The 20,187-nt window shown below is 38.9% G+C and carries 13 protein-coding genes; 9 read left to right on the top strand and 4 right to left on the bottom strand.

Going from position 1 to position 20,187, the window contains the following annotated elements:
* The first annotated feature begins 46 nt into the window (after nt 1-46).
* From lptM to J7R07_RS02920, 4 genes are all read left to right on the top strand, one after another.
* Entirely contained in the window at nt 47-226 is a 180-nt protein-coding gene (gene lptM, locus J7R07_RS02935) for an LPS translocon maturation chaperone LptM (protein WP_208435451.1), read from the top strand.
* A gap of 9 nt (nt 227-235) precedes the next feature.
* Nucleotides 236-1,510, top strand: coding sequence for a diaminopimelate decarboxylase (gene lysA / locus J7R07_RS02930; protein WP_208435450.1), 1,275 nt, complete (start codon nt 236-238; stop codon nt 1,508-1,510).
* A 397-nt stretch (nt 1,511-1,907) separates the two neighbouring features.
* Nucleotides 1,908-4,343: a TIGR02302 family protein gene (locus J7R07_RS02925; RefSeq protein ID WP_208435449.1), complete on the top strand. Its 2,436-nt coding sequence runs from the start codon at nt 1,908-1,910 to the stop codon at nt 4,341-4,343.
* Between the two features lie 248 nt (nt 4,344-4,591).
* On the top strand, nt 4,592-5,356 hold the full coding sequence (locus J7R07_RS02920; protein WP_208435448.1) for a class I SAM-dependent methyltransferase: 765 nt from the start codon (nt 4,592-4,594) through the stop codon (nt 5,354-5,356).
* Between the two features lie 373 nt (nt 5,357-5,729).
* On the opposite strand, the gene J7R07_RS02915 is transcribed toward J7R07_RS02920, so the two are convergent.
* The 3 genes from J7R07_RS02915 to tsaD all read right to left on the bottom strand — a co-directional run bounded on the left by J7R07_RS02915 (nt 5,730) and on the right by tsaD (nt 9,031).
* Nucleotides 5,730-6,413 carry a response regulator transcription factor gene (locus J7R07_RS02915; protein WP_208435447.1) on the bottom strand — a complete coding sequence of 228 codons (684 nt, stop codon included), beginning with the start codon at nt 6,411-6,413 and terminating at the stop codon, nt 5,730-5,732.
* A 611-nt stretch (nt 6,414-7,024) separates the two neighbouring features.
* The gene (locus J7R07_RS02910; RefSeq protein WP_208435446.1) at nt 7,025-7,459 is read right to left on the bottom strand and encodes an EVE domain-containing protein; all 435 of its coding nucleotides are present in this window, start codon (nt 7,457-7,459) and stop codon (nt 7,025-7,027) included.
* A gap of 477 nt (nt 7,460-7,936) precedes the next feature.
* Nucleotides 7,937-9,031, bottom strand: a complete 1,095-nt coding sequence (tsaD, locus tag J7R07_RS02905; protein WP_208435445.1) for a tRNA (adenosine(37)-N6)-threonylcarbamoyltransferase complex transferase subunit TsaD — start codon at nt 9,029-9,031, stop codon at nt 7,937-7,939.
* Nucleotides 9,032-9,414: 383 nt separating this feature from the next.
* Here tsaD and J7R07_RS02900 point away from each other — a divergent pair, with 383 nt between their 5' ends.
* The 4 genes from J7R07_RS02900 to J7R07_RS02885 all read left to right on the top strand — a co-directional run bounded on the left by J7R07_RS02900 (nt 9,415) and on the right by J7R07_RS02885 (nt 14,226).
* Nucleotides 9,415-10,620: a COG4223 family protein gene (locus J7R07_RS02900; protein ID WP_208435444.1), complete on the top strand. Its 1,206-nt coding sequence runs from the start codon at nt 9,415-9,417 to the stop codon at nt 10,618-10,620.
* A gap of 11 nt (nt 10,621-10,631) precedes the next feature.
* Entirely contained in the window at nt 10,632-12,176 is a 1,545-nt protein-coding gene (locus J7R07_RS02895; protein WP_208435443.1) for a heme biosynthesis protein HemY, read from the top strand.
* 93 nt (nt 12,177-12,269) lie between these two features.
* Complete coding sequence (locus tag J7R07_RS02890) at nt 12,270-13,016, top strand: glutamine amidotransferase (protein WP_208435442.1); 747 nt, start codon at nt 12,270-12,272, stop codon at nt 13,014-13,016.
* Nucleotides 13,017-13,239: 223 nt separating this feature from the next.
* The gene (locus J7R07_RS02885; protein WP_246464833.1) at nt 13,240-14,226 is read left to right on the top strand and encodes a DUF2125 domain-containing protein; all 987 of its coding nucleotides are present in this window, start codon (nt 13,240-13,242) and stop codon (nt 14,224-14,226) included.
* A 176-nt stretch (nt 14,227-14,402) separates the two neighbouring features.
* Here the strand turns inward: J7R07_RS02885 and J7R07_RS02880 are convergent, their stop codons facing one another.
* Nucleotides 14,403-19,106, bottom strand: a complete 4,704-nt coding sequence (locus tag J7R07_RS02880) for an NAD-glutamate dehydrogenase (protein WP_208435441.1) — start codon at nt 19,104-19,106, stop codon at nt 14,403-14,405.
* Nucleotides 19,107-19,360: 254 nt separating this feature from the next.
* Between J7R07_RS02880 and J7R07_RS02875 the strand changes: the two genes are divergently transcribed.
* Nucleotides 19,361-20,017: a carbonic anhydrase gene (locus J7R07_RS02875; protein ID WP_208435440.1), complete on the top strand. Its 657-nt coding sequence runs from the start codon at nt 19,361-19,363 to the stop codon at nt 20,015-20,017.
* Nucleotides 20,018-20,187 lie beyond the last annotated feature (170 nt).

The following is a 20,187-nucleotide window of genomic DNA, read 5'->3' as shown; positions in this document are numbered from 1 at the left end:
AATCCAACAAAATAAAAAGAAACATCAATAGGAGAAAAAAGGGCGTATGAAAAACATTTTAAAGAATTTAACAATTGTCCTTTTGGGGAGTGTTGTCGTTGTTGGATGTGGGCGTAAAGGACCATTGGAGATACCTTCTCCAAGTTTGGAGAAAGCTGTGCAAGGAGCATCTGTTGCTAAAAGTGAAGAAGATAAACCTTTCCTTCTTGATCGTTTGATAAAGTAGGAGGGAAGTATGCATTTTTTTCCTTATCATCAAGGTATGCTCCATGCTGAAGGTCTTTCACTTTCTGCTCTTGCACAGGATGTCGGGACACCTTTTTATTGTTATTCAGCAAACGCATTGGTTACACGTTTTCAAGACTATCAAAAGGCATTTAAAGAAATGCCTAGTTTGATTGCTTATGCGGTTAAGGCCAATTCTAATCAAGCTGTTTTACGGCTTTTAGCAGCGAATGGGTCGGGAGCTGATGTGGTTTCAGAAGGTGAATTACGGCGCGCGCTTGCTGTTGGTATTCCTGCCCATCGTATCGTTTATTCAGGTGTTGGGAAAACAGAGAGAGAGATAGATTTTGCTCTTACTCAGGATATTTATTGTTTTAATGTTGAATCAGAGCCCGAACTCGAACAATTATCGCAACGTGCTGTCGCACTTTCCAAAATAGCACGTGTTTCATTGCGTATTAACCCAGATGTTGACGCAAAGACTCATAAGAAAATTACGACAGGAAAGTCTGAGAATAAATTCGGTATTCCATTGTTGTTTGCAAGAGATGCTTATAAAAAAGCTACCGCTTTGCCTGGATTGCAGGTTTGCGGTATCGATATGCATATTGGCAGTCAGATTTGTGATTTAAAACCTTTTGAAGAGGCCTTTCTTATTATCGCAGATTTTGTGCGTCAGTTATGGAGCGATGGTTATACGATAACGCATATCGATATTGGTGGCGGGCTTGGTATTTCATACGGTCATGAACAACACGCTATACCGTCTGTTTTTGATTATGCAGAGCTTGTGAAGAAGCATATTGCACCTTTAGGGATCAGGATTATTGTGGAACCAGGACGTAGCATTGTTGGTGAAGCTGGTGTATTGGTAACATCTGTTCTTTATTTAAAAAGGGGGAAAGGACAGAATTTTGTTATTGTTGATGCGGCGATGAATGATCTTATGCGCCCAACGCTTTATGATGCTTGGCAGAATGTGCTACTTATGAAACAAGCACCAGAAGATGCAGAGTTTATTCGGGCAGATATTGTTGGTTCTGTTTGTGAAACCGGGGATTATTTAGCATTAGATCGCTGTGTACCAATTTTGGCACCGGGTGATCTCTTGGTGATTACAGGGGCAGGTGCTTATGGTGCCGTGATGGCAAGTACCTATAATAGCCGGCTTTTGGTGCCAGAAGTTCTTGTTCAGGATACACGTTATGCGGTTATTCGTCCACGCCTTGATTATGCGCAATTGATAGGATGTGATCATATTCCAGATTGGATCGAACATTGTTAAGTGTTACTTGGTCTTATTTTTATTAAACTTTTATGAAACAATTTATTTTATGGAGATTGTTTTGTATGGGTTTTATTCCTAGTGTCGTAAAATATTTTCCTTTAGGAGAGTGATATCAGGTACATTCATGCATATAAAATACATTGTCGTCTCTTTCTAATTTCAGTTTTCTTTTGCATCAACCAAGTGTAAAAGTTTAAGATTGAATAGATATTTGGTGCAAGATTTGCCGGGTGATCCTATGAAGCGGGTCACATAAGTGGTCAGAGGGTGAAATTTACCTGAGAGAAATATCTGGTTACGAATGAGTGGGAGGTGAGAGTCTTCGTCTTTTTTTCAGGCGAGGAAGATATTAAGGTCTCAATTCATCACTTTTAAAGGGAACAAATGCTTGTCTATGAAAGATGAAAACATCAAAAGTTTTGCGATCATAAAGCTTTTTTGTGTGCGCGTTTTGATGTGGTTTATCCTCTCATTTGAGCGGATATGGATACGATTATTACCGTTTTTTCTGATTCTTAGTCTTTTCTGTTCGCTTAGTTGGTTGGGCATTTTTAGCATTTTGGGTTATTGGCCACATTTGCTTTTACTTGGGTTGATACTTTTTTTTGCTGTGGGAAGTTTATTTTTTCTTATTCATTTTCGATTTCCCACAATGAAAGAAGTTAATCAGCGGCTTGAACAAGAAAATGGTCTTAAACATCAGCCTTTAAGTGTTCAAACAGATCATTTGTGCCCCGAAAATGAGAAAGATTTTCGCGCGATTGTTTGGCGTGAACATCAACGCCGTATGGCAAAACAATTATACAATTTAAAAACTGGATTTATCTATCCTAATAGTGCGGCTTGTGATCCTTTTGCTTTGAGAACTGTATGTGTTCTTCTTTGTGTGTGTGCTTTTAGTTTTTCTTTTGGCTCTTTAGGGGGGCGTTTGGCAGATGCATTTGATTTACGTCCTATTGTTGATGAAGCATCTATACGGATTGATGCTTGGGTAACACCCCCTGCTTATACCGGGGTTGCACCTATTTATTTAACAAAAGACGAGAAAACACAGTTGACAGTTCCTGAGGGGAGTAATTTGGTTGTACGTGTTGTTAATGGTGCCGGCATTACGGTAAAAGCAATCTCTGAAAAGGATGCACGAGAAATTTCATTGACAAAGAAAAACCAACAGGTGGCTTTGAATGATCAAATCGCTCATTTTGAAACACACTTAGAACATTCAATAACTTTGCTTGTTTCATCACGACATAAGCAACAGCAGTGGCATTTACAGGTGATGAAAGATCAGCACCCAACAGTTCGTTGGCTGGAAAAACCAGGTCGGATTTTGACTGGTTCGTTAGAACTTCAGTATGAGCTCGATGATGATTATGGAGTGATAAAGGCCTTTGTTGAAATAGAGCCTTTTCTTGATCTGCACAAAAACACTCCTGCTCTTTATAAGGCACCTGAAATAAAACTTCTTCTACCCCGTGGTGGAAAAGGTAAAATGCGGACAGTACAAGATGTGTCAGGACATCCTTGGGCTGGTTCGGAAGTCAAAATTACTTTAGTGGCAGAGGATGGTGCGGGACAGAAAGGGCGGAGTAAAACTTTTATTATGACACTGCCACAGCGTGTTTTTTCGAATCCTGTTGCGCGCGCAGTGATTGAATTGCGTCGTATATTGGCTCTGGATGCTTCTGCGCAGGAACGTGTACTTGATATGCTGTCTGCTTTGCTTGTACGTCCAAAGGAGGGGCTGCAAAATCTCACACATTTTCTTGTTTTACAGAGTGCATGGACAAGGCTTTTTATGGCAGAGACAGAAGATGATTTGCGTGGTGTCGTTGATTATTTATGGCAGATTGCTTTGGGAATTGAAGGCGATCAGCTCGAATCTGTCCAGAAAAATCTAAAACAAGCGCAAGCTGCTTTGCGTGATGCACTTCGGTACGGTGCCCCCGCGACAGAAATTGAAAGGCTTATGGCAAATTTACGTCAAGCTATGAATGCGTATATTCACGTTTTAGCTGAAAGTGCACAAAACAAGAATAATCCCAACAATAACAATTTTAGCCCTCCCAATCTTTCAGAGGATTCATTAGAAAAAAAGCTTAATCTTATTGAAGAAATGGCCAAAATGGGCTCCTCTTTAGCAGCTGAGCGGCTGCTGGCTGAAATTGAACAGACTCTTGATCACTTGCAAGTTCAAAAAGGCAATCAAGGTGGGGAGAAAAGTCAGAACCAATCTGCAAGAATGAAAGAAAAGATGGATCAGCTTGGAGATTTGATGCGTCGTCAACAAGAAATTCTCAATGAAACACACCAATTAGAAAAGCAACAACAGCGTAGCGAAACTGTATCGGAAGAGCAAAGAAAATCTTTAAAAAAGCGTCAGACCGCATTGCAGTCTGAATTGTCAATGCTAGAAAAGGAATTATTAGCGCAAGGGTTTGGATCGAATGATGTATTCAAAAAAGCAGAAGAGAAAATGAATTCTGCTGGAGATGCTCTCGATCAGGGAAACAATCAAATATCTATGCAAAATCAGTCAGATGCTTTAGAAGCTTTGCGGCAGGGTGCACAAAATGTTTTAGAAAAAATGCGTGAAATTCTTAAAGAGTCCGGAGACAAACAAGATGCTACTGCTGGTCCTGAAGATCCATTGGGACGTCCACTTTCTTCAAAAACAGGGCAAAAAGGGCAACAAGATGCAACTATACCACAAGAAAATGAGCAAATGCGTGCACGGCAGATTTTGGAAGAAATTCGCAGACGTCTTGGTAAAGAACATATCCTAGAAGCAGAAAAAAACTATCTTGAAAGGCTCCTTCATTTTAATTAATCATCTTTAATCGATATCAAAAATAGTGTAGGAGAAACCGTTGTAAGGCACAAAGTTCAAAAATAAAAAACATGATGAAGTGCTTGTTAGAAATAATCATAAAAATATTTTGTACAGTTGTTTTGTTATTTCAGTTTAAAATATGAAAAATTAAAGTTTTTGACATTGCGGTGAAAGGGTAGAAATCCATATACGTGGAGTATATAAAAGCCTGTAATAGTTAATTTTTTTCTACACGGTATATTAAGTTGGATATAGTTACACTAAGAGATTTTTATACTTCTACACTTGGTCTGCGTGTGCAGGGGACGTTGTGTAACCAATTAAATATATGGTGGCCTGATCTTACTGATAAACGGGTTATGGGTTTTGGGTATGCGCTTCCTTATCTTTCTGCATTGCGTACACGTGCACAGCAATGTTTCGCTTTTATGCCTGCTGCTCAGGGTGCTTCGCCGTGGCCTTGTGCTGATAAGGTCGCGACAGCGTTGGTTTTTGAAGAAGATTTGCCACTTCCCGATGCTTCGGTTGATTGTATCTTATTGGTGCATGCGCTTGAATATACAGAAAATTCATACGAAACGCTTAATGAAATATGGCGTGTTTTAACGCCCAATGGCAGCTTGATTGTTATTGTTCCTAATCGTTCAGGTTTTTGGGCGCGCAATGCTTCTACACCTTTTGGTTACGGCGAACCTTATAGTCGACAACAGATTACGCGTTTGTTTGAAAAAACAAATTTTATTTCTGGGCCAGTACAAGAAATTGTATATTACACGCCTTCTTCAGGTTATGTTTCGCGATTATTTTCATTTTTTTATGAGCCATTTGCACGCTATCTTTTGCCTTATTTCGGTGGACTTTTAATATGTCAAGCGCAGAAATGTATTTATCAAGGTTTGCTTGTAAAACGACGTCAATCACGGCGTATTTTTATTCCTACATTATCGCCTCAAGCCTATGAAGATTCTTCTCAACGTGTTTCTAAGCCTGTTTTGCAACAACGTTCGTGAAGGATAGAATGCAAAATCCATTTGGCATGATCACCTTCACTTATGCGAGATAAAAGCTTAAACTCTCACTCTCTTTGCTAGTTTAATGTTACAATTGTTTTTGCATTGTGAGGATTTACGAGAGGTAACATTAAACTTTGTCTCAAGTGATTTTTATGGCTCATTCCATTTGTGATGGATAAGAAAAGGGTTTTGGTTGATTCATGATAAGGCACATTTACAATGAGATATATTATTTTATTTGGAGCTTTTATTTACGTAAGTTATGAAATGATAAATTATATCAATATATTACATCTACTCATCTTATTGTATTTCAATAAAAAGTGAGGGTATGAAAACCGTTTTTGAAACGATCAATGTGGGAGAAATGTTAAAGGTTTAAACGATAGCCGTTTTGATCAGTAACAAGGATTTGTGCGTTGGAAGGGTCTTTTTCGATTTTTTGTCGCAAACGATAGATATGGGTCTCTAAGGTGTGGGTAACAATATCTGCATTGTAACCCCAAATTTGTTCTAATAGTGTTTCACGGCTTACGATTTTGTCATTAGTGTAATAGAGATATTTAAGAATTGCTGCTTCTTTTTCTGTAAGGCGCGTTTTATTATTGTTTTGATCAATGAGGAGTTTTTGTCCAGGTTTAAAAGTGTAGGGACCAATATAAAGAACTGTATCGTCGTTTTGCTCATATTGACGGAGTTGGGCACGAATTCGCGCCAATAACACTGCAAAACGGAAGGGTTTTGTCACATAATCATTCGCACCCACTTCAAGATTTAAAAGGGTATCGGAGTCTGTATCATGATTTGTGATCATGATGATGGGGGCGCGAAATCCTTGAGAGCGTAATTTTTGAGCGGCTTTACGGCCATCAAGATCGGACAATTCAATTTCTAAAATAATCAGATCAATATTTTTCTCTTGGGTTATCGTTATTCCTGCTTCAGCTGTTTTTGCTTGGAATACTTTAAATTCTTTATGCATTTGCAATTGTTCTACCAAAATAGGGCGCAAATCATCGTCTTCTTCAACGATTAAAAGGGTGTAATGGTTCATTTTTTTTCCTTATAAGCTAAGATGTATTGATGCACCGATTGGTGAAGAGTAGTTTCATGAAAAATAAGACTTCATGCAAGGAAAATTGAAAAAGAAAACCTCTAAAAAACAAAAATTTGTTGCTTCTATGGTCATTTGCCAAGAAGCAAGCCATCGTGCGCAAAGTATGGTGTGCGTTGGCCAAAATCATTTTTTGTGTTCTAGGATAGGATGGTATTTCTGCTTTTAAGCGTGAGGGATATGGTGCGATTCCTTTAGGATATGTGCATGTTTGGGAGAAGTCCACAGCAGGTTTTGTTGTTTTTTTTGGCCTTTTCGCCGTATTCGTCTTGCAAGACGATTGGTGTGATGAAATTGGTGATGCCAAATGTGATTGTTTAGTATACCTTCCTATAATAACAGTGCTGAAGAAATAAATCGTGAAGATGGTCTTTATGCAATTTTGATTCTAAATTGGAATATTACAGAATGAAAAATGGTAAGAGGGGTGTGACATTTTTTGCATTGAGCACGAAAAAATTTTACGTCCCTAAAAAAATGATATTGTATTTGCCCGTCGTGATTTAGAGCGTCTTTTACGGTATGTTAGGCAATGGATAAAAGTGACAGTGTTAAAATGAAAGCATTTCTTTCTTAAAATTGCCCATCAAACAGATTTCTTTCCATTCCTCTTCTGTCACAGGTTGTACCGATAAGCGACTGGCATTAACCAGTACCATATTTTTCAATTTTGGGTTTGCTTTAATCTGTTTTAATGAAACAGGGTTCGGCATATCATAAAGTGCACGAATATCTACACACTCCCAGCGTGGGTCAGAAGTAGTAGAATCGGAATGTGCTTCAGCGCATATTTCTACAATGCCAACAATTTCTAACCCTTTATTGGAATGATAAAAAAAGCCTTTATCGCCGTATTTCATGGCACGCATATTGTTGCGGGCTTGATAATTGCGCACACCATCCCATTGTTCACCTTCAGAGCCTTTTTTCTTCTGCATATCCCATGACCATTTATGAGGTTCAGATTTAAAAAGCCAATAAGCCATGAGCTCTCCTTTTTTACAGATTGTTAATGTTGCACAAGATAGGTGTTTTTTACATGTATTTATAGAGCACCATTAAGTATGATTTTTAAAATGAGGTAAAGAATACACCTTATAGATTTCTTTCTTCTTTTTTAGAGGGAACTAAATTGTGGTAACGTAATATGGTATACTTTCTGCTTATTTTCATAGATTGCATGAGGTTGTCTGGTCTTCGGTTTATTTTCAGGAGAGAAGATATGCGTAACAGAAAAATGAACTTAAAGTAAAATCATTCAGCATAACAAGTTTTGATATTTTTTGATTTTGGTCTAAAAAGACCAGTCTGTGAGTGTGTTACCTTTTAAAAATGGTGTAAGAAAACTGCTTTTAAGAAGATCAAAGTCTACAGTCAACAGTACAATAAGAGGCATAAATAAGATATTAGATAACGGTAATTCATAGTGCTTTTATAGAAAACAGAGTGCGTATCGAGTTTTATTATGCTTTTGTTCCACGGCGTCCCATCCCGATGAGGGGTGTGGATTTTTCATCCAATGGCCAGCGTGAGCGGGGGGCAATATCAAGAGAACTTATTTCTCCCCGTGCAAGCTTTTGTGCACCAGTAAAAGCAATCATCGCAGCATTGTCAGTACATAAGGAAAGAGGCGGGGCTATAAATTCAAAACCATGTTGATGTGCAAGTTTTTGTAGTGTTAATCGAATGGCTTGGTTGGCAGCTACTCCGCCAGCGACCACTAGCGCAGGAGGACGACTTCCTTTGTCGTGAGAATGAGGATACTGGTGCGTAAAATGTTGTAAAGCTAAATGAATGCGATCATGCACTGTATCAGTAACGGCTGCTTGAAAGCTCGCTGCAATATCAGCAACATCGCTTTCTGTAAGAGGAGACATAGCTGTTGCTGCTTGCCGAACAGCGGTTTTGAGACCTGAAAAGGAAAAATCTAACCGTTTTTCGCCTTTTAAGGGGCGTGGAAGAGGGATACGATTTTTATCACCCAATAAAGCAGCTTTTTCAAGTGCTGGACCGCCAGGATAAGGAAGTCCTAAGAGTTTTGCTGTTTTATCAAAAGCTTCTCCCAAGGCATCGTCAATGGTGGTTCCTAAACGCTGGTAGTTGCCTACTCCGTGAACAAGAATTGTTTGTGTATGACCGCCTGAGACCAATAGCAGTAAATAAGGAAAATGGACATTATGCGTTAGCACGGCTGTTAAAGCATGGCCTTCTAAATGATTTACGGCAATAAAAGGTTTCCCTGTGGCAAGAGAGAGTGCTTTTGCACTCATAACTCCCACCAAAAGTCCTCCTATTAAACCTGGGCCACTTGTGGCTGCTATGCCATCAATATCTTTCAATTTTGTGTTTGCTTCTGTCAAGGCTTTCAGAATTAAACTGTCAAGAACTTCAACGTGGGCACGGGCAGCAATTTCAGGGACAACACCGCCGTAAGGTGCATGATGATCAATTTGGCTCCAAACAATATTAGAAAGAATTTTGCTGTTTCCTTTATTATTGTATTCAACAACAGCGGCAGCAGTTTCATCGCAACTTGTTTCTATTCCTAACAGACGCATTTCAAACAAAACCTTATGTTGAAAATTCTTGTTTCAGGTGGGTACCACGGATAAGCAAAGATGCAAAGAATTTCTCGTGAAATTATTTCTTCTATGGAAAAATGTGTTTTAGTGCGTTCTTTGAAGATAGTGGCTCCTATTGATTAAAAATAGAACTGTATTTTTCGGTATAGAATGAATATATGTTTTCAAAATCTTGTTCATGAAAGTCTGTAATTTTAAATGTTCCTTAAAAGATGCAGGGTTGAAAATTTTGGTAAAGTTACACGCTTTATAAAAGAAGCTTAAAACAGGATGCGCTTTGAGAAATTCTTCATTTTTTAAAGATTTTTTTATTTTGTTATTTTATCATTAAGAAAAAATGTGTACAAAAAGTGACTAAGATGGTAGATTCTTCAAAACCAAAAGTTAAACCTCATTACACTGGTACACGCCGTAAAGCGTCTGTGATTGAACATGAGGCGATGGATCATGATTCAGAACAAATAACACAAAATTCCGTGAAATTGGATACAATAGGAAAACAAAGTGAGAACAAAAAACAGAGCGAGGACAGCAAGAAAAAGCAATGCACGCCTCGTATGGTTTGGCTTTGCGCGCTCATTTCAGGAGTTTTAGGTGCTCTTATCACTTTAGGTCTTTTGATCGGGCTTCAATGGGCGGGTGTGCTCCCTTCTTCTGTTGTGGGAAACTATGCTGGAGAGGAAAAAGCTTTGCAAATTGTTGAAACAGGAAAAAGCCAAAGTGAAGAAACAAGTGAGCAATTGGGGAATATGCTTCAAGAAATTGATGCGTTGAAAACAAAGTTTTCTGTTTTTTTATCACGACAGGTAGAAACAATTCAAAGCGATGAAGCATTGCAAGAGCAAAACAGAAAGGCTTTTACTGCTTTAGAGGAAAAAGTGAAAGGTCTTGAAGAGGTTGTGCAAACTTTCGTTGAAGCTTCAACAAATATGGAAACGGCCTTATCTGTTGGACAAAGCAATGCAAATGATCTTGCTGTTTTAAAGCAACAGTTAGAGACCATGCAGGAAGAAATTACTGCGAAAACGCATGCAAAAAAAGACATAGATACTGCACTGTTTATTGCAATAAGTTCCCTGAAAAATGCCATAGAGCGTGGTGGGTCTTATAGCAATGAATTAAAGATGTTACAGCACTTATCCCCTTCTTTTGAGGGGCTTGATTTGTTGCAAAAGACAGCCACTGTAGGTCTTCCAAGTTCAGCACAACTTTCAAGTGACTTTGCTCGTGTCGCAGATGCAATCGTTGGTACGCAAAATAGTGTTGCTTCAGATGCTGGTTTTTCTAAACGGATTTTAGCATGGATAAAAGGTCTCATTGTTTTGCGGCCGGTTGGGAATGTTGAAGGTATGACAGTAGAGGCGATTGCCGCGCGGATGGAAGTTGCTATTCAGATGGGTGATTACGAAAAGGCTTTGAGCGAGTGGCAAACATTGCCTCAAAATGCAAAAGATGTCTCGATGGATTTTGTTCATCAGCTTGAAACACGCATTGCTGTTCATCAATTCCTTCAGGAGTTGTTGGTGTCTGTGCAACAAGGGTCTTTAAAGGCAACAAAGATGTAAATAGGCTCCAGATGATACGTGTTTTTATTTATAGTTTTGTTGTATGTGCACTCGGTTTAGCATTTGGCTGGGTGGCTAATCACAATGGTGTTTTTGTCTTCACATTTTTGCATTTTCGCTTTTCTGCTTCATTGCTTACAGTTTTAAGCGTACTTATTTTGTTTTTCGGAATTTTAGCGCTTTTAGCACGGCTTTTGTCTCTACTTTTTTCTCTACCTGGTGCCCTCTCCAGTTATTTTTATAAACGCCATAAAAAGCGCGGTTATGAAGCGCTTTCACAAGGAATTCTTGCGGTCTTTGTTGGCGATAGTGTGTTGGCACAACAAATGGAAGCACGTGTTGGCAAATATCTTTCAGGTAAAGAAGAGCCATTGGTAAAACTCTTAAAAGCGCGAACCTTGTCTTTGCAAAATAATTCTGCTTCTGCTATCAGTCTTTATGAGGAGATGAGAAAAGAAACACCAACAAAATTGGCTGGGCTTTACGGTTTATTCCGTGAAGCTATAAAGAGCAAAGCATATGAAGCTGCACAGCAATATGCAGAAGAAGCATTGGCTTTATCACCAGCACTTTTGTGGGCGCATCGAGTTGTGCTTGATCAGCTTAGCACGAGCGGGCAGTGGGACAAAGCACTTGCTATTTTTGAACGCGCGCAAAAAGCTTTACCGCGTTCAACACGTTCAACTACAGAGCGTAAACATACACAGGCTTTGCTGCTTTGTGGGCAAGCTCTTCATCTGTTTGAGACGCATCCTACAAAAGCACGTACAGCTATTTTGAAAGCACATAAATTGGAGCCTGATTTTGTTCCCATAACAGTTATTGCTGCCGATATTCTTTATAAATTAAATGAGACGCGTAAAGCGGATAAAATGATAGTTACAGCTTGGCAGAAAGATCCTCATCCTGATTTGAGTACGCTTTTTCTTGAAAGAGAAAAAGGAGCTGTCGGACGATTAAAAAAAGCTAAGACTCTTGCTTCTTATAATAAAGATACATTTGAAGCCACTTTCCTTATTGCTAAAGCGGCTTTAGATGCTGGTGAAACAGTGCTGGCAAGAAAACAAGCACAAAAAGCACTTCAATATCATCGGCGAGAAAGTGTTTATTTGTTGTTGGCAGATATTGAAGAAGCACAGGGGAATAATCAGGGTGCTATGCGTCACTGGCTTTCTTTGGCACTTCGGGCTGAACGCGATCCGGTATGGATGTGTGATGGTAGCGTTTTTCCTTCTTGGTCGGTGGTTTCTCCAATAAGTGGACGTTTAGGCTGCTTTGAATGGAAAGCACCTCCCCGCATGCTTCCCTTAACATTAGAGGCTGCCAATATTGTACTAGAAAAACAAGATAAAGAGAATATTGGGGAAAAAAACGCTGATGTTGAAGATAAAATACTTGAAGAATTACTTCCTGAAAAGGCTGTTTTGTTGCATAATACGCAGACAGAGAAACAAGATGTCAATAACTTCGATCATACCCATTTGAATGTTGATGATCCAGGGGTTAAAACAGAAGGGGAGAAATCTTTATCGAAAAAAAAATTTCGGTTGTTTTAAAAAGAAGAATTATCGCGAATACTCTTCACCAAAATTATTCTTTATGTTTAAAGAGTGGGGATTTGTTTGGTTGCAAAAGTGATTGGTTGAAAAATGTTTCTAAGTCAAAGATGCTTTGGTAAACAGCAAATAAATAGCAAGCCGAGAATTGCGGTGGTTATTCATCGTCGCTCGACATATACTGGTCGTTTGGGAAAATTTTTGCAACAAACTGGTTTTGTTCTCGATGTTTATCGTCCCATTTTAGGACAGAAACTCCCCAAGACATTGCAGCATTATGCTGGTGTTGTTATTTTAGGGGGACCGATGAGTGTGAATGACAGAGACACGTATATTGGTGAGGAAATTGATTGGATTTCTTTGTCATTGAAAGAGGATAAACCTTTTTTAGGTATTTGTCTTGGAGCGCAAATGTTGGCGCGAAATCTAGGGGGATGTGTTCGTACAAGCAATGATGGGACTGTTGAAGTTGGCTGGTATCCACTGGAAGCGACCTTACAAGGAAAGGCATTGATGAATTGGCCAGAAATGGTTTATCATTTTCATGATGAAGGTATTTATGATTTACCTAAAGAGGCAGTGCTTTTGGCAACAGGGCACACATATCCTACACAAGCTTTCCGTTATGGAAACAATGCATGGGGCTTACAGTTTCATGCTGAATTTACACGTGCTATGATGCGGCGCTTGGTGGTTCGTTCAGCACATAAATTGACCGAAAAAGGTGCTCAACCTGCCTCCGCACATTTGAAAGGGCGTTTAATTTATGATCAGGCTTTGAGCAAATGGTTTGAAAATGCATTACAACAGATTTTTTGTGGACCCATCACCCATGCGTGAGAGTTAAGAATTTTAATCATCATCATCATGAAATAAGGAAATTTTGCATTTTGTCTCTGTTCTCTTCATTGAAATCAATACAAAAAAACCTTTCTGTGTGCTCTCTGCTTTGTGGGTTATTTTGTCTTGTTGTGGTATGTCTTTATAGTTCGCTCTGGTTTTTTTTTCACGTAAAATAGGGGATCGTGTTTCTGATTTATTCGTAAAAGCATCTGCTCGTAATATGATAGTTGTATGCGAGCATCTCAGTAAGCATGGTTATCCATTACGCATAGGTGTTGCTTGTGATCAATTCCAATTTACTTGGCCTTTGCACGGACTTTCCTTATCAACGGGGCATTTAACGGTTGGTGCACCAATTTATACGCCCCATCGGGTAGAATTTAATATTCATTCTCCTGCATCAATTGTTTTTTCTGAAAAAACTTCTCTTGTGTCACACTGGCGCAATATGGTGATTGAAACAGAACCCTATTGGAGAACGGATAAGACATTTAAATTAATGGCTGAAGGACTTGAAGTTTCCATTATTGCTCCCGCTCTTGAAAATCAAAAATTTCTAGAAAAATTTAGGTCACAAACGAAAAACAAAAAGGTAACACGAGAAAATGTTGAAGCTCAAACATCTTTGAAAGATGCTCCGGATGTGATTGCACTTTCGTTAGATCAAGAGAATGTGCCCAAAAAAATAACGGCAGAATTTTTACGACTTGATCTTAAACGTGAAAAGAATCAATTATCAGGGCATTTTACTTTCGATGATTTTGACGCTTCCGTATTTTTTACACCTTTCTTTGTTGATATTCCCAAAATTGATGGCAATTTAAAATGGGTTTTCAATGATACGCCTCATTTGTTTGAAAATGGAGGAGGCAGTTGGAAACAGCACTTGTATGGGAAAAGTGGACTTTTAAAACGTGGTGAATTGATTTTTCATACAGGTGGTATATTACATATCAGTGGGCCATTTTCCTTTGATGATAAGGGATATTTAACAGCAAAATTTGATCTTGTCTTGGTGAAGCATATGGAGCTTCTTACCACTATGCAGCGTCTGTTTCCTGAGCAGGCGAATAATCTACAAACTTTATTTTTTATTTTGGGCGCTATGCCTAAAAATGCAGACGGACACCCTATTATTTCCTTGCAGGTTAGTCATGGATGGGCAAAATTAGGGTTTTTAAAACTTGGGCGTTTTGCGCCACTTTAAGTCTAAAGACTGTGTTTTGAATTTGTATAATCAACTCTCCTGAAAAGGTGAAGAGTGAGATTGTTTTGGCTACTCTGTCTAAAAATAGAAATAACATCGCCACTTTTCCTTTGTTGATTACCTGTGGGAGGCAAAACAAAATTTTTAAAACTTAGCCATTTTGCACAGCTATAAGTCTAAAAGACCGTGTTTTGGATTTGTGCAATCAACCCTGCTGCAAAAGCAAAACGAGAAATGTTGAGATCATTTTCAATAAGAGCACCAATACGATTTGTTACATTGTGAATTTGGTCTTCTTTTGTTTTACTCCAGGCTGCAAATGGATCCTCTTTTGCTCCATAATTTTTCAAGATTTTCATAACAATTTTTCGTAAGCTTTCGGCGATATTTTCTTTAGCTTGGCTTAAGGCCATACTATCATAATAATCCAGTATAGGAATTGTTCGGCTTGCTTCATTCATACGGTTTATACGAATGATTTGCGCAAGTGAGAAATAGATCTCTGCAGTTTTGGTAAGGTCGCTGTAGCTTTGTTTTGCAATCAAAGAAATATCACAAATTATTGGAGCAACTTCCAAAAGAGCCAATTGCTTTGCTAAAGTTTCTGGCGCTCCTTCTTCGCTATAATATATCGCCTTTTCTTTAACCTTTTGTTTGATATCTTTATCGTTGGACTGCGTAAGCAGTTTTTCAATAACAATACGGGCTTGTTTTATTGTTTTTACAAGTTCTTCTAATGGGGTCGAGAAATCCATATTGCGCAACCCCCAATTTGTTGTCTCAAAGAGCATTGAAGTAATGGCTGCGTAGAATTTATTTTGGACAAGACCGGGTATTTTATTATCAAGCTTATCAATTTGATCAGACAATTGCGATATTTCAAAACTGTCGCACAGTGTGATGAAAACACGAATAATATTTTCGACCTTTTGTTCTGTTGCGTCTTGTAGCCGACTAACAAAAGTAGGCCCACCACGATTGACAATATCATTGGCAAGTACTGTTGCAATAATATTACGACGCAACTGGTGATTAATGATTTCTTTCTTAAAGTTTGTTTGAAGTTGCGTTGGAAAATAGTGCAACAAGATTGTATCAAAATAACGATCATCAACAATGGAGCTGTGAGCGATTTCTTCTTTTAGGGTTAATTTAGCATATGCTAAAATAACAGCAAGCTCTGGACGCATAAGCCCCTGTCCTTGTGTTATTCTTTGCCGCAAAATTTGTTCATCAGGGAGAATTTCAACTCTACGATTGAGGAGTTTTTTCTGTTCCAAATCATGCATAAAGCGGATTTGATAAGGCAGATCAACAATGCTTTGGCTTTCAGCTAAAGAAAGAGCAAGGGGTTGTAAATAATTGTTGCGTAGGACTAATTGCTCAACTTGTGGAGTCATTTCTTTCAAGAGTTCATTGCGTGCTTCGCGGGTAAGCGTCTTTGCACGCAATGCTGACGCTAGAACAATTTTGATATTAACTTCAACATCTGAACAATTAACACCTGCCGAATTATCAATGGCATCCGTGTTACATCGCCCGCCATTTAAGACATATTCAATCCGTCCACGTTGTGTAACGCCAAGATTAGCTCCTTCACCAATCACTTTTGCACGAACTTGTTCACCAGGAATGCGTAATGCGTCATTTGCACGATCTCCTACTTGTGCATCTGTTTCTGTTGTTGCACGAATATAAGTACCAATACCGCCGAACCATAAAAGATCAACAGGTGCTTTGAGCAGTGCAGAGATAATTTCAAAGGGGGTTCCTATTTGTTTCTCGAAACCAATAGCCTGTGCTGCTTCAGGTGAAAGCGTAATGGTTTTCATTGTGCGCGAAAAAATACCACCGCCCTTTGAAAGTTTTGTTTGGTCGTAATCTTGCCAACTTGAACGAGGCAGTTGGAAGAGGCGTAGCCGTTCTGCGTAACTTTCAGCTATGTTTGGATCTGGATCGATAAAGATATCGCGGTGATCAAAGGCAGCGATAAGTTTTGTTTGTTTGGAAAGAAGCATGCCATTGCCGAAAACATCGCCAGACATGTCACCAACACCAACACAGGTGAAAGGGGTTGTTTGAATGTCGTGATTAAAAGATTCTCGAAAATGTCTTTTAACGGCTTCCCACGCTCCTTTAGCTGTAATTCCAATTTCTTTATGGTCATAGCCTGCAGAACCTCCAGAGGCAAAAGCATCATCAAGCCAAAAGTTATTTGCTTGGCTGAGAGCATTGGCTGTATCGGAAAATGTTGCTGTACCTTTGTCCGCAGCAACAACAAAATAGGGGTCATCGCCATCATGGCAGATGATATCGTGAGGAGCACTTATTTTATCATTCACCAAATTGTCAGTAATGGAGAGCAAAGCTGTGATAAAGTCAATATAAGCTTGTCGTGCAGCTTCTATGATTATGGCACGATCATTGGTTTGGGGAAGGCGGTGCGGATAAAACCCGCCTTTTGCGCCAACAGGAACAATAACGGCATTTTTAACCTGTTGGGCTTTGACTAAGCTGAGCACTTCAGTGCGGTAATCGAGGGCACGATCAGACCAACGGATTCCGCCACGAGCGATAGGTCCAAAGCGTAAATGAACCCCTTCAACCTCTGGTCCATAAACAAAAATTTCTCGATAAGGACGTGGTTCAGGAAGACCTTCAATTTGGCGTGGATCTAGCTTGGTTGCTAAAATACGCCGTGGATTACCATTGCTAAGAGGGGAAAATGCATTGGTTCGTAAACTTGCATCGATAAGATTACGATAACGACGTAAGATAAGATCATCATCTAAACCTGATACATTCTGTAATTTTTCTTCAATGCGCCTTTGAATAATCTGTTGTTTTTTTTCTCGCTCTTTTCCTGTATGGCTTTGATGAAATTTCAAATGAAATAAAGTGTAAAGGTCTTGTGTAATGTCAGGATAGGCGTTTAAAGTTTGGGCTACACGGTCTTGTGAATAAGGAATTCCAACTTGTTGGAGATAGCGTCCATAATGGCGCAAAATAACAATTTCACGCCAATCAAGTTCAGCGGTTTGGGTTAGAGCATTAAAGGCATCATTGTCAGAATCTTGAGACCAAATGGCTTCAAATGTTTCGGCATGCTTTTGACCATTTTTTTCGAAATCAATACAGAGTTGGAAAGCACTTTCTAGTTGCATATCATGAAGATATACAGATTGTCCGTTGCCATCGGGTAACTCAAGTGTTTGTTCAGCAATAACCCGAAACCCCATATTTTCAAGAAGTGGTACACGCTTGGAAAGGGCGAGCGCTTCATGACGGTGAAAGAGCCGGAGAGAAATGTTTCGTTTTTCTTTGTTATTTGTATGGTAAAAAGTAACAAAAAGTGGCTTTTGATCATGAAGACTTAAAATATGTCCGGCATCTTCGATGGCGTTTTTAGCGGAAAATAAGTCACGATAGCTGTTGGGAAATTGACTAGCCAAACGCGTTTGTTGCTCTGTTGTTTTACCAGTAAGTGCTATGGTTTGAACACACTCTTCCCAACTCCGTGCAATAGAACGCACATGGTGTTCAAGCGTGGTACGCTCGATAAGAGGAACACTTTCACCTACCTTGCGATGGATGATGTAGTAGACACGTATAAGAGTACTTTCCAAAAACAGCGGATAGGATTCAAAAAAATCGCCTTTGTAAAGTTCAACAAAACATTCACCAACTTTTTCGCGAATGTTGCTGCTGTATTGATCACGCGGTACATAGGCAAGTATAGAAACAAAGCGTCCAAAAGAATCCGTATGTGCAAGAACCCGCAAACGTGGACGTTCGTCTAGTTGTAGGATAAGTTTGGCATTTTCTGTTAATGTATCAATGTCGGAACGAAACATTTCATCTCTTGGATAGGTTTCTAAAACACTGACAAGGGCTTTTCCAGAATAGTCTGCACGATTGTATCCAAGCCGTTGAATAATGGTTTTGGCTTTTTCTTTTAAGAAAGGAATTTGCAAAACAGAGCGTGTATAAGCTGAAGAGGTAAACAACCCTACAATGCGCAATTCTCCACACAGTTTGTCTTCTTTATCAAAGATTTTAAGACCAATATAATCGAGCCAAACAGAACGGTGAATTTTTGAGCGGCTGTTGGCTTTTGTGACAATAAACAGGTTCTCACTTTCCATAAAGGAGAGGATTTCTTGGGGAGGTTCTTCCACGTGTGCATCTCCAATAATACGAATAGAGGCATCGGTGAGAATACCCAATTCAATATTGTTGGCTGTAAAGGCTTTGGTGGGGCCTTGGTTTTTGTTAAAATCATAACTGCGCATGCCGAGAAAGATGAAATTATCGTCCATCAACCAATTGAGAAATTCAATGGCTTTTTCACCTTCCTGTTTATAATTTGATGGGAGGTGTGTTTGATAAGCATAGATATGCTTTTTAACTTCTTCAAGCATAGGTTGCCAGTCTTGTACAGCGGCATTGACCTGTTCAAGAACTAAGATAAGTTCCTCTTTGAGCTTCTCTATTTGTTTTTCGCTTAGGGATTCTATATGGATTTGCATCAGACTGATGCGTTGCCCGGAGGCACAATCAAGAACAGGGTGGGCAATCAAATAAATATGGTTTTTATGTTGATTAAAGACATTCAAAATAGAATCAAGGAGGAAGGGTTTATTATCATTAATAAGCGTGATAACCGTTATAGGTTTGTTGTTACGGGTTAAATTTTTTTCAAAACAAATGATACTTTTTCCTGCCTTATAAAGATTAAAAGCCTCAATGGCGATAGCAGTGGCTTTTTGGAGCTCTTTGTCTTCGTAACGGATAAGATCTTCTTTATCGGTATGAGAAAAAAGGATTTGTTCTATTTTATTTTGATTGCTTTTTGCCTCTGATGTTTGTTGTTGTAACACAGTGATTTTCCCTTTTTTGTTTTTGGTGCTCTTTTTTCATAGGAACGTATCTTTATACTATTCTTTCTAGTGTATCACCTTCTTGTTGCAGGGAATAGTTATTTATTTGGAGCAGATAAACTGGTTGTTGCCATTTTGTAGTGATATTTAATTCAGTTTAAGGAGAAATTTTGCGTCAATTAAGAAGGAATTTTTAGTATTTTTTATGTTAATATTTTGTTCTTTAAAATGTACAAAATGAAAGCAAAAAGAGAATGACGCGTTTGCCTGAAAGACTTGTAAATGGTTACCAATCTTTTATAATAAATCATTTTTCATATAAAACAGCACATTATCAACAATTGGCGCTTGAAGGACAGAAGCCTGAAGTTTTGGTCATTGCTTGTTGTGATTCGCGGGTAGTACCAGAAACAGTTTTTGATACTAAGCCAGGCGAAATTTTTACCTTGCGCAATATGGCAAATTTGGTTCCTCCTTTTTCTCCTGATAGCCAATGTCATGCAACATCGGCAGCAATTGAATATGCCGTGCAATTGCTTGAGGTTAAGCATATTGTTGTTTTTGGTCATGCGCATTGTGGGGGGGTAAGCACTGTTCTGCAAGGAACGTGCATGTCTTTATCTTCAAAGGATTTTATTGGTCAATGGATAAACTCTTTAGTACCAGCAGCGCAAAGCATTGTTGGCGATAAATTACTAACCGTGCCAGAGCAGCAGACTGCATTAGAACAGCTTTCTATACACTATTCATTGAGGAATTTAGAGACATTTCCGTGGATAAAAATACGCAAAGATCAGGGTATTTTGACATTACATGGGGTTTGGTTTGATATTTCAAGTGGTGAATTATGGAATATAGAGCAGGAAACAGGTTGTTTTGTGCGTGTTGAGGTTGGGGAGAATGAAGTATAACATTTATTATCTTTTAAAGATATTGTATGATAAATATTGACAAATGTAGGGTTTTATTGTTTGAAAGAATGAGCTTTCAGTGACAAGATTAACTTGGAGCCACCGACTGAGACCCCATTTTAAGGGTATAAAGAGATCTCAGAGGTCAACATCCGACGGCGCGGTGCGTT

Source organism: Bartonella phoceensis (assembly GCF_902825145.1).
Taxonomy (GTDB): Bacteria; Pseudomonadota; Alphaproteobacteria; order Rhizobiales; family Rhizobiaceae; genus Bartonella; species Bartonella phoceensis.
Note: the sequence above shows the minus strand (reverse complement) of the source record. Positions and strands in the feature narration are given on the sequence as shown.

Excerpts from the sequence above, each read along its gene's own strand:
- J7R07_RS02910 (WP_208435446.1), bottom strand. The coding sequence starts at position 7,459 with ATGGCTTATTGGCTTTTTAAATCTGAACCTCATAAATGGTCATGGGAT.
- lptM (WP_208435451.1), top strand. The coding sequence starts at position 47 with ATGAAAAACATTTTAAAGAATTTAACAATTGTCCTTTTGGGGAGTGTT.
- J7R07_RS02895 (WP_208435443.1), top strand. The coding sequence starts at position 10,632 with ATGATACGTGTTTTTATTTATAGTTTTGTTGTATGTGCACTCGGTTTA.
- tsaD (WP_208435445.1), bottom strand. The coding sequence starts at position 9,031 with ATGCGTCTGTTAGGAATAGAAACAAGTTGCGATGAAACTGCTGCCGCT.
- J7R07_RS02885 (WP_246464833.1), top strand. The coding sequence starts at position 13,240 with ATGATAGTTGTATGCGAGCATCTCAGTAAGCATGGTTATCCATTACGC.
- lysA (WP_208435450.1), top strand. The coding sequence starts at position 236 with ATGCATTTTTTTCCTTATCATCAAGGTATGCTCCATGCTGAAGGTCTT.
- J7R07_RS02875 (WP_208435440.1), top strand. The coding sequence starts at position 19,361 with ATGACGCGTTTGCCTGAAAGACTTGTAAATGGTTACCAATCTTTTATA.
- J7R07_RS02890 (WP_208435442.1), top strand. The coding sequence starts at position 12,270 with ATGTTTCTAAGTCAAAGATGCTTTGGTAAACAGCAAATAAATAGCAAG.
- J7R07_RS02915 (WP_208435447.1), bottom strand. The coding sequence starts at position 6,413 with ATGAACCATTACACCCTTTTAATCGTTGAAGAAGACGATGATTTGCGC.
- J7R07_RS02925 (WP_208435449.1), top strand. The coding sequence starts at position 1,908 with ATGAAAGATGAAAACATCAAAAGTTTTGCGATCATAAAGCTTTTTTGT.
- J7R07_RS02900 (WP_208435444.1), top strand. The coding sequence starts at position 9,415 with ATGGTAGATTCTTCAAAACCAAAAGTTAAACCTCATTACACTGGTACA.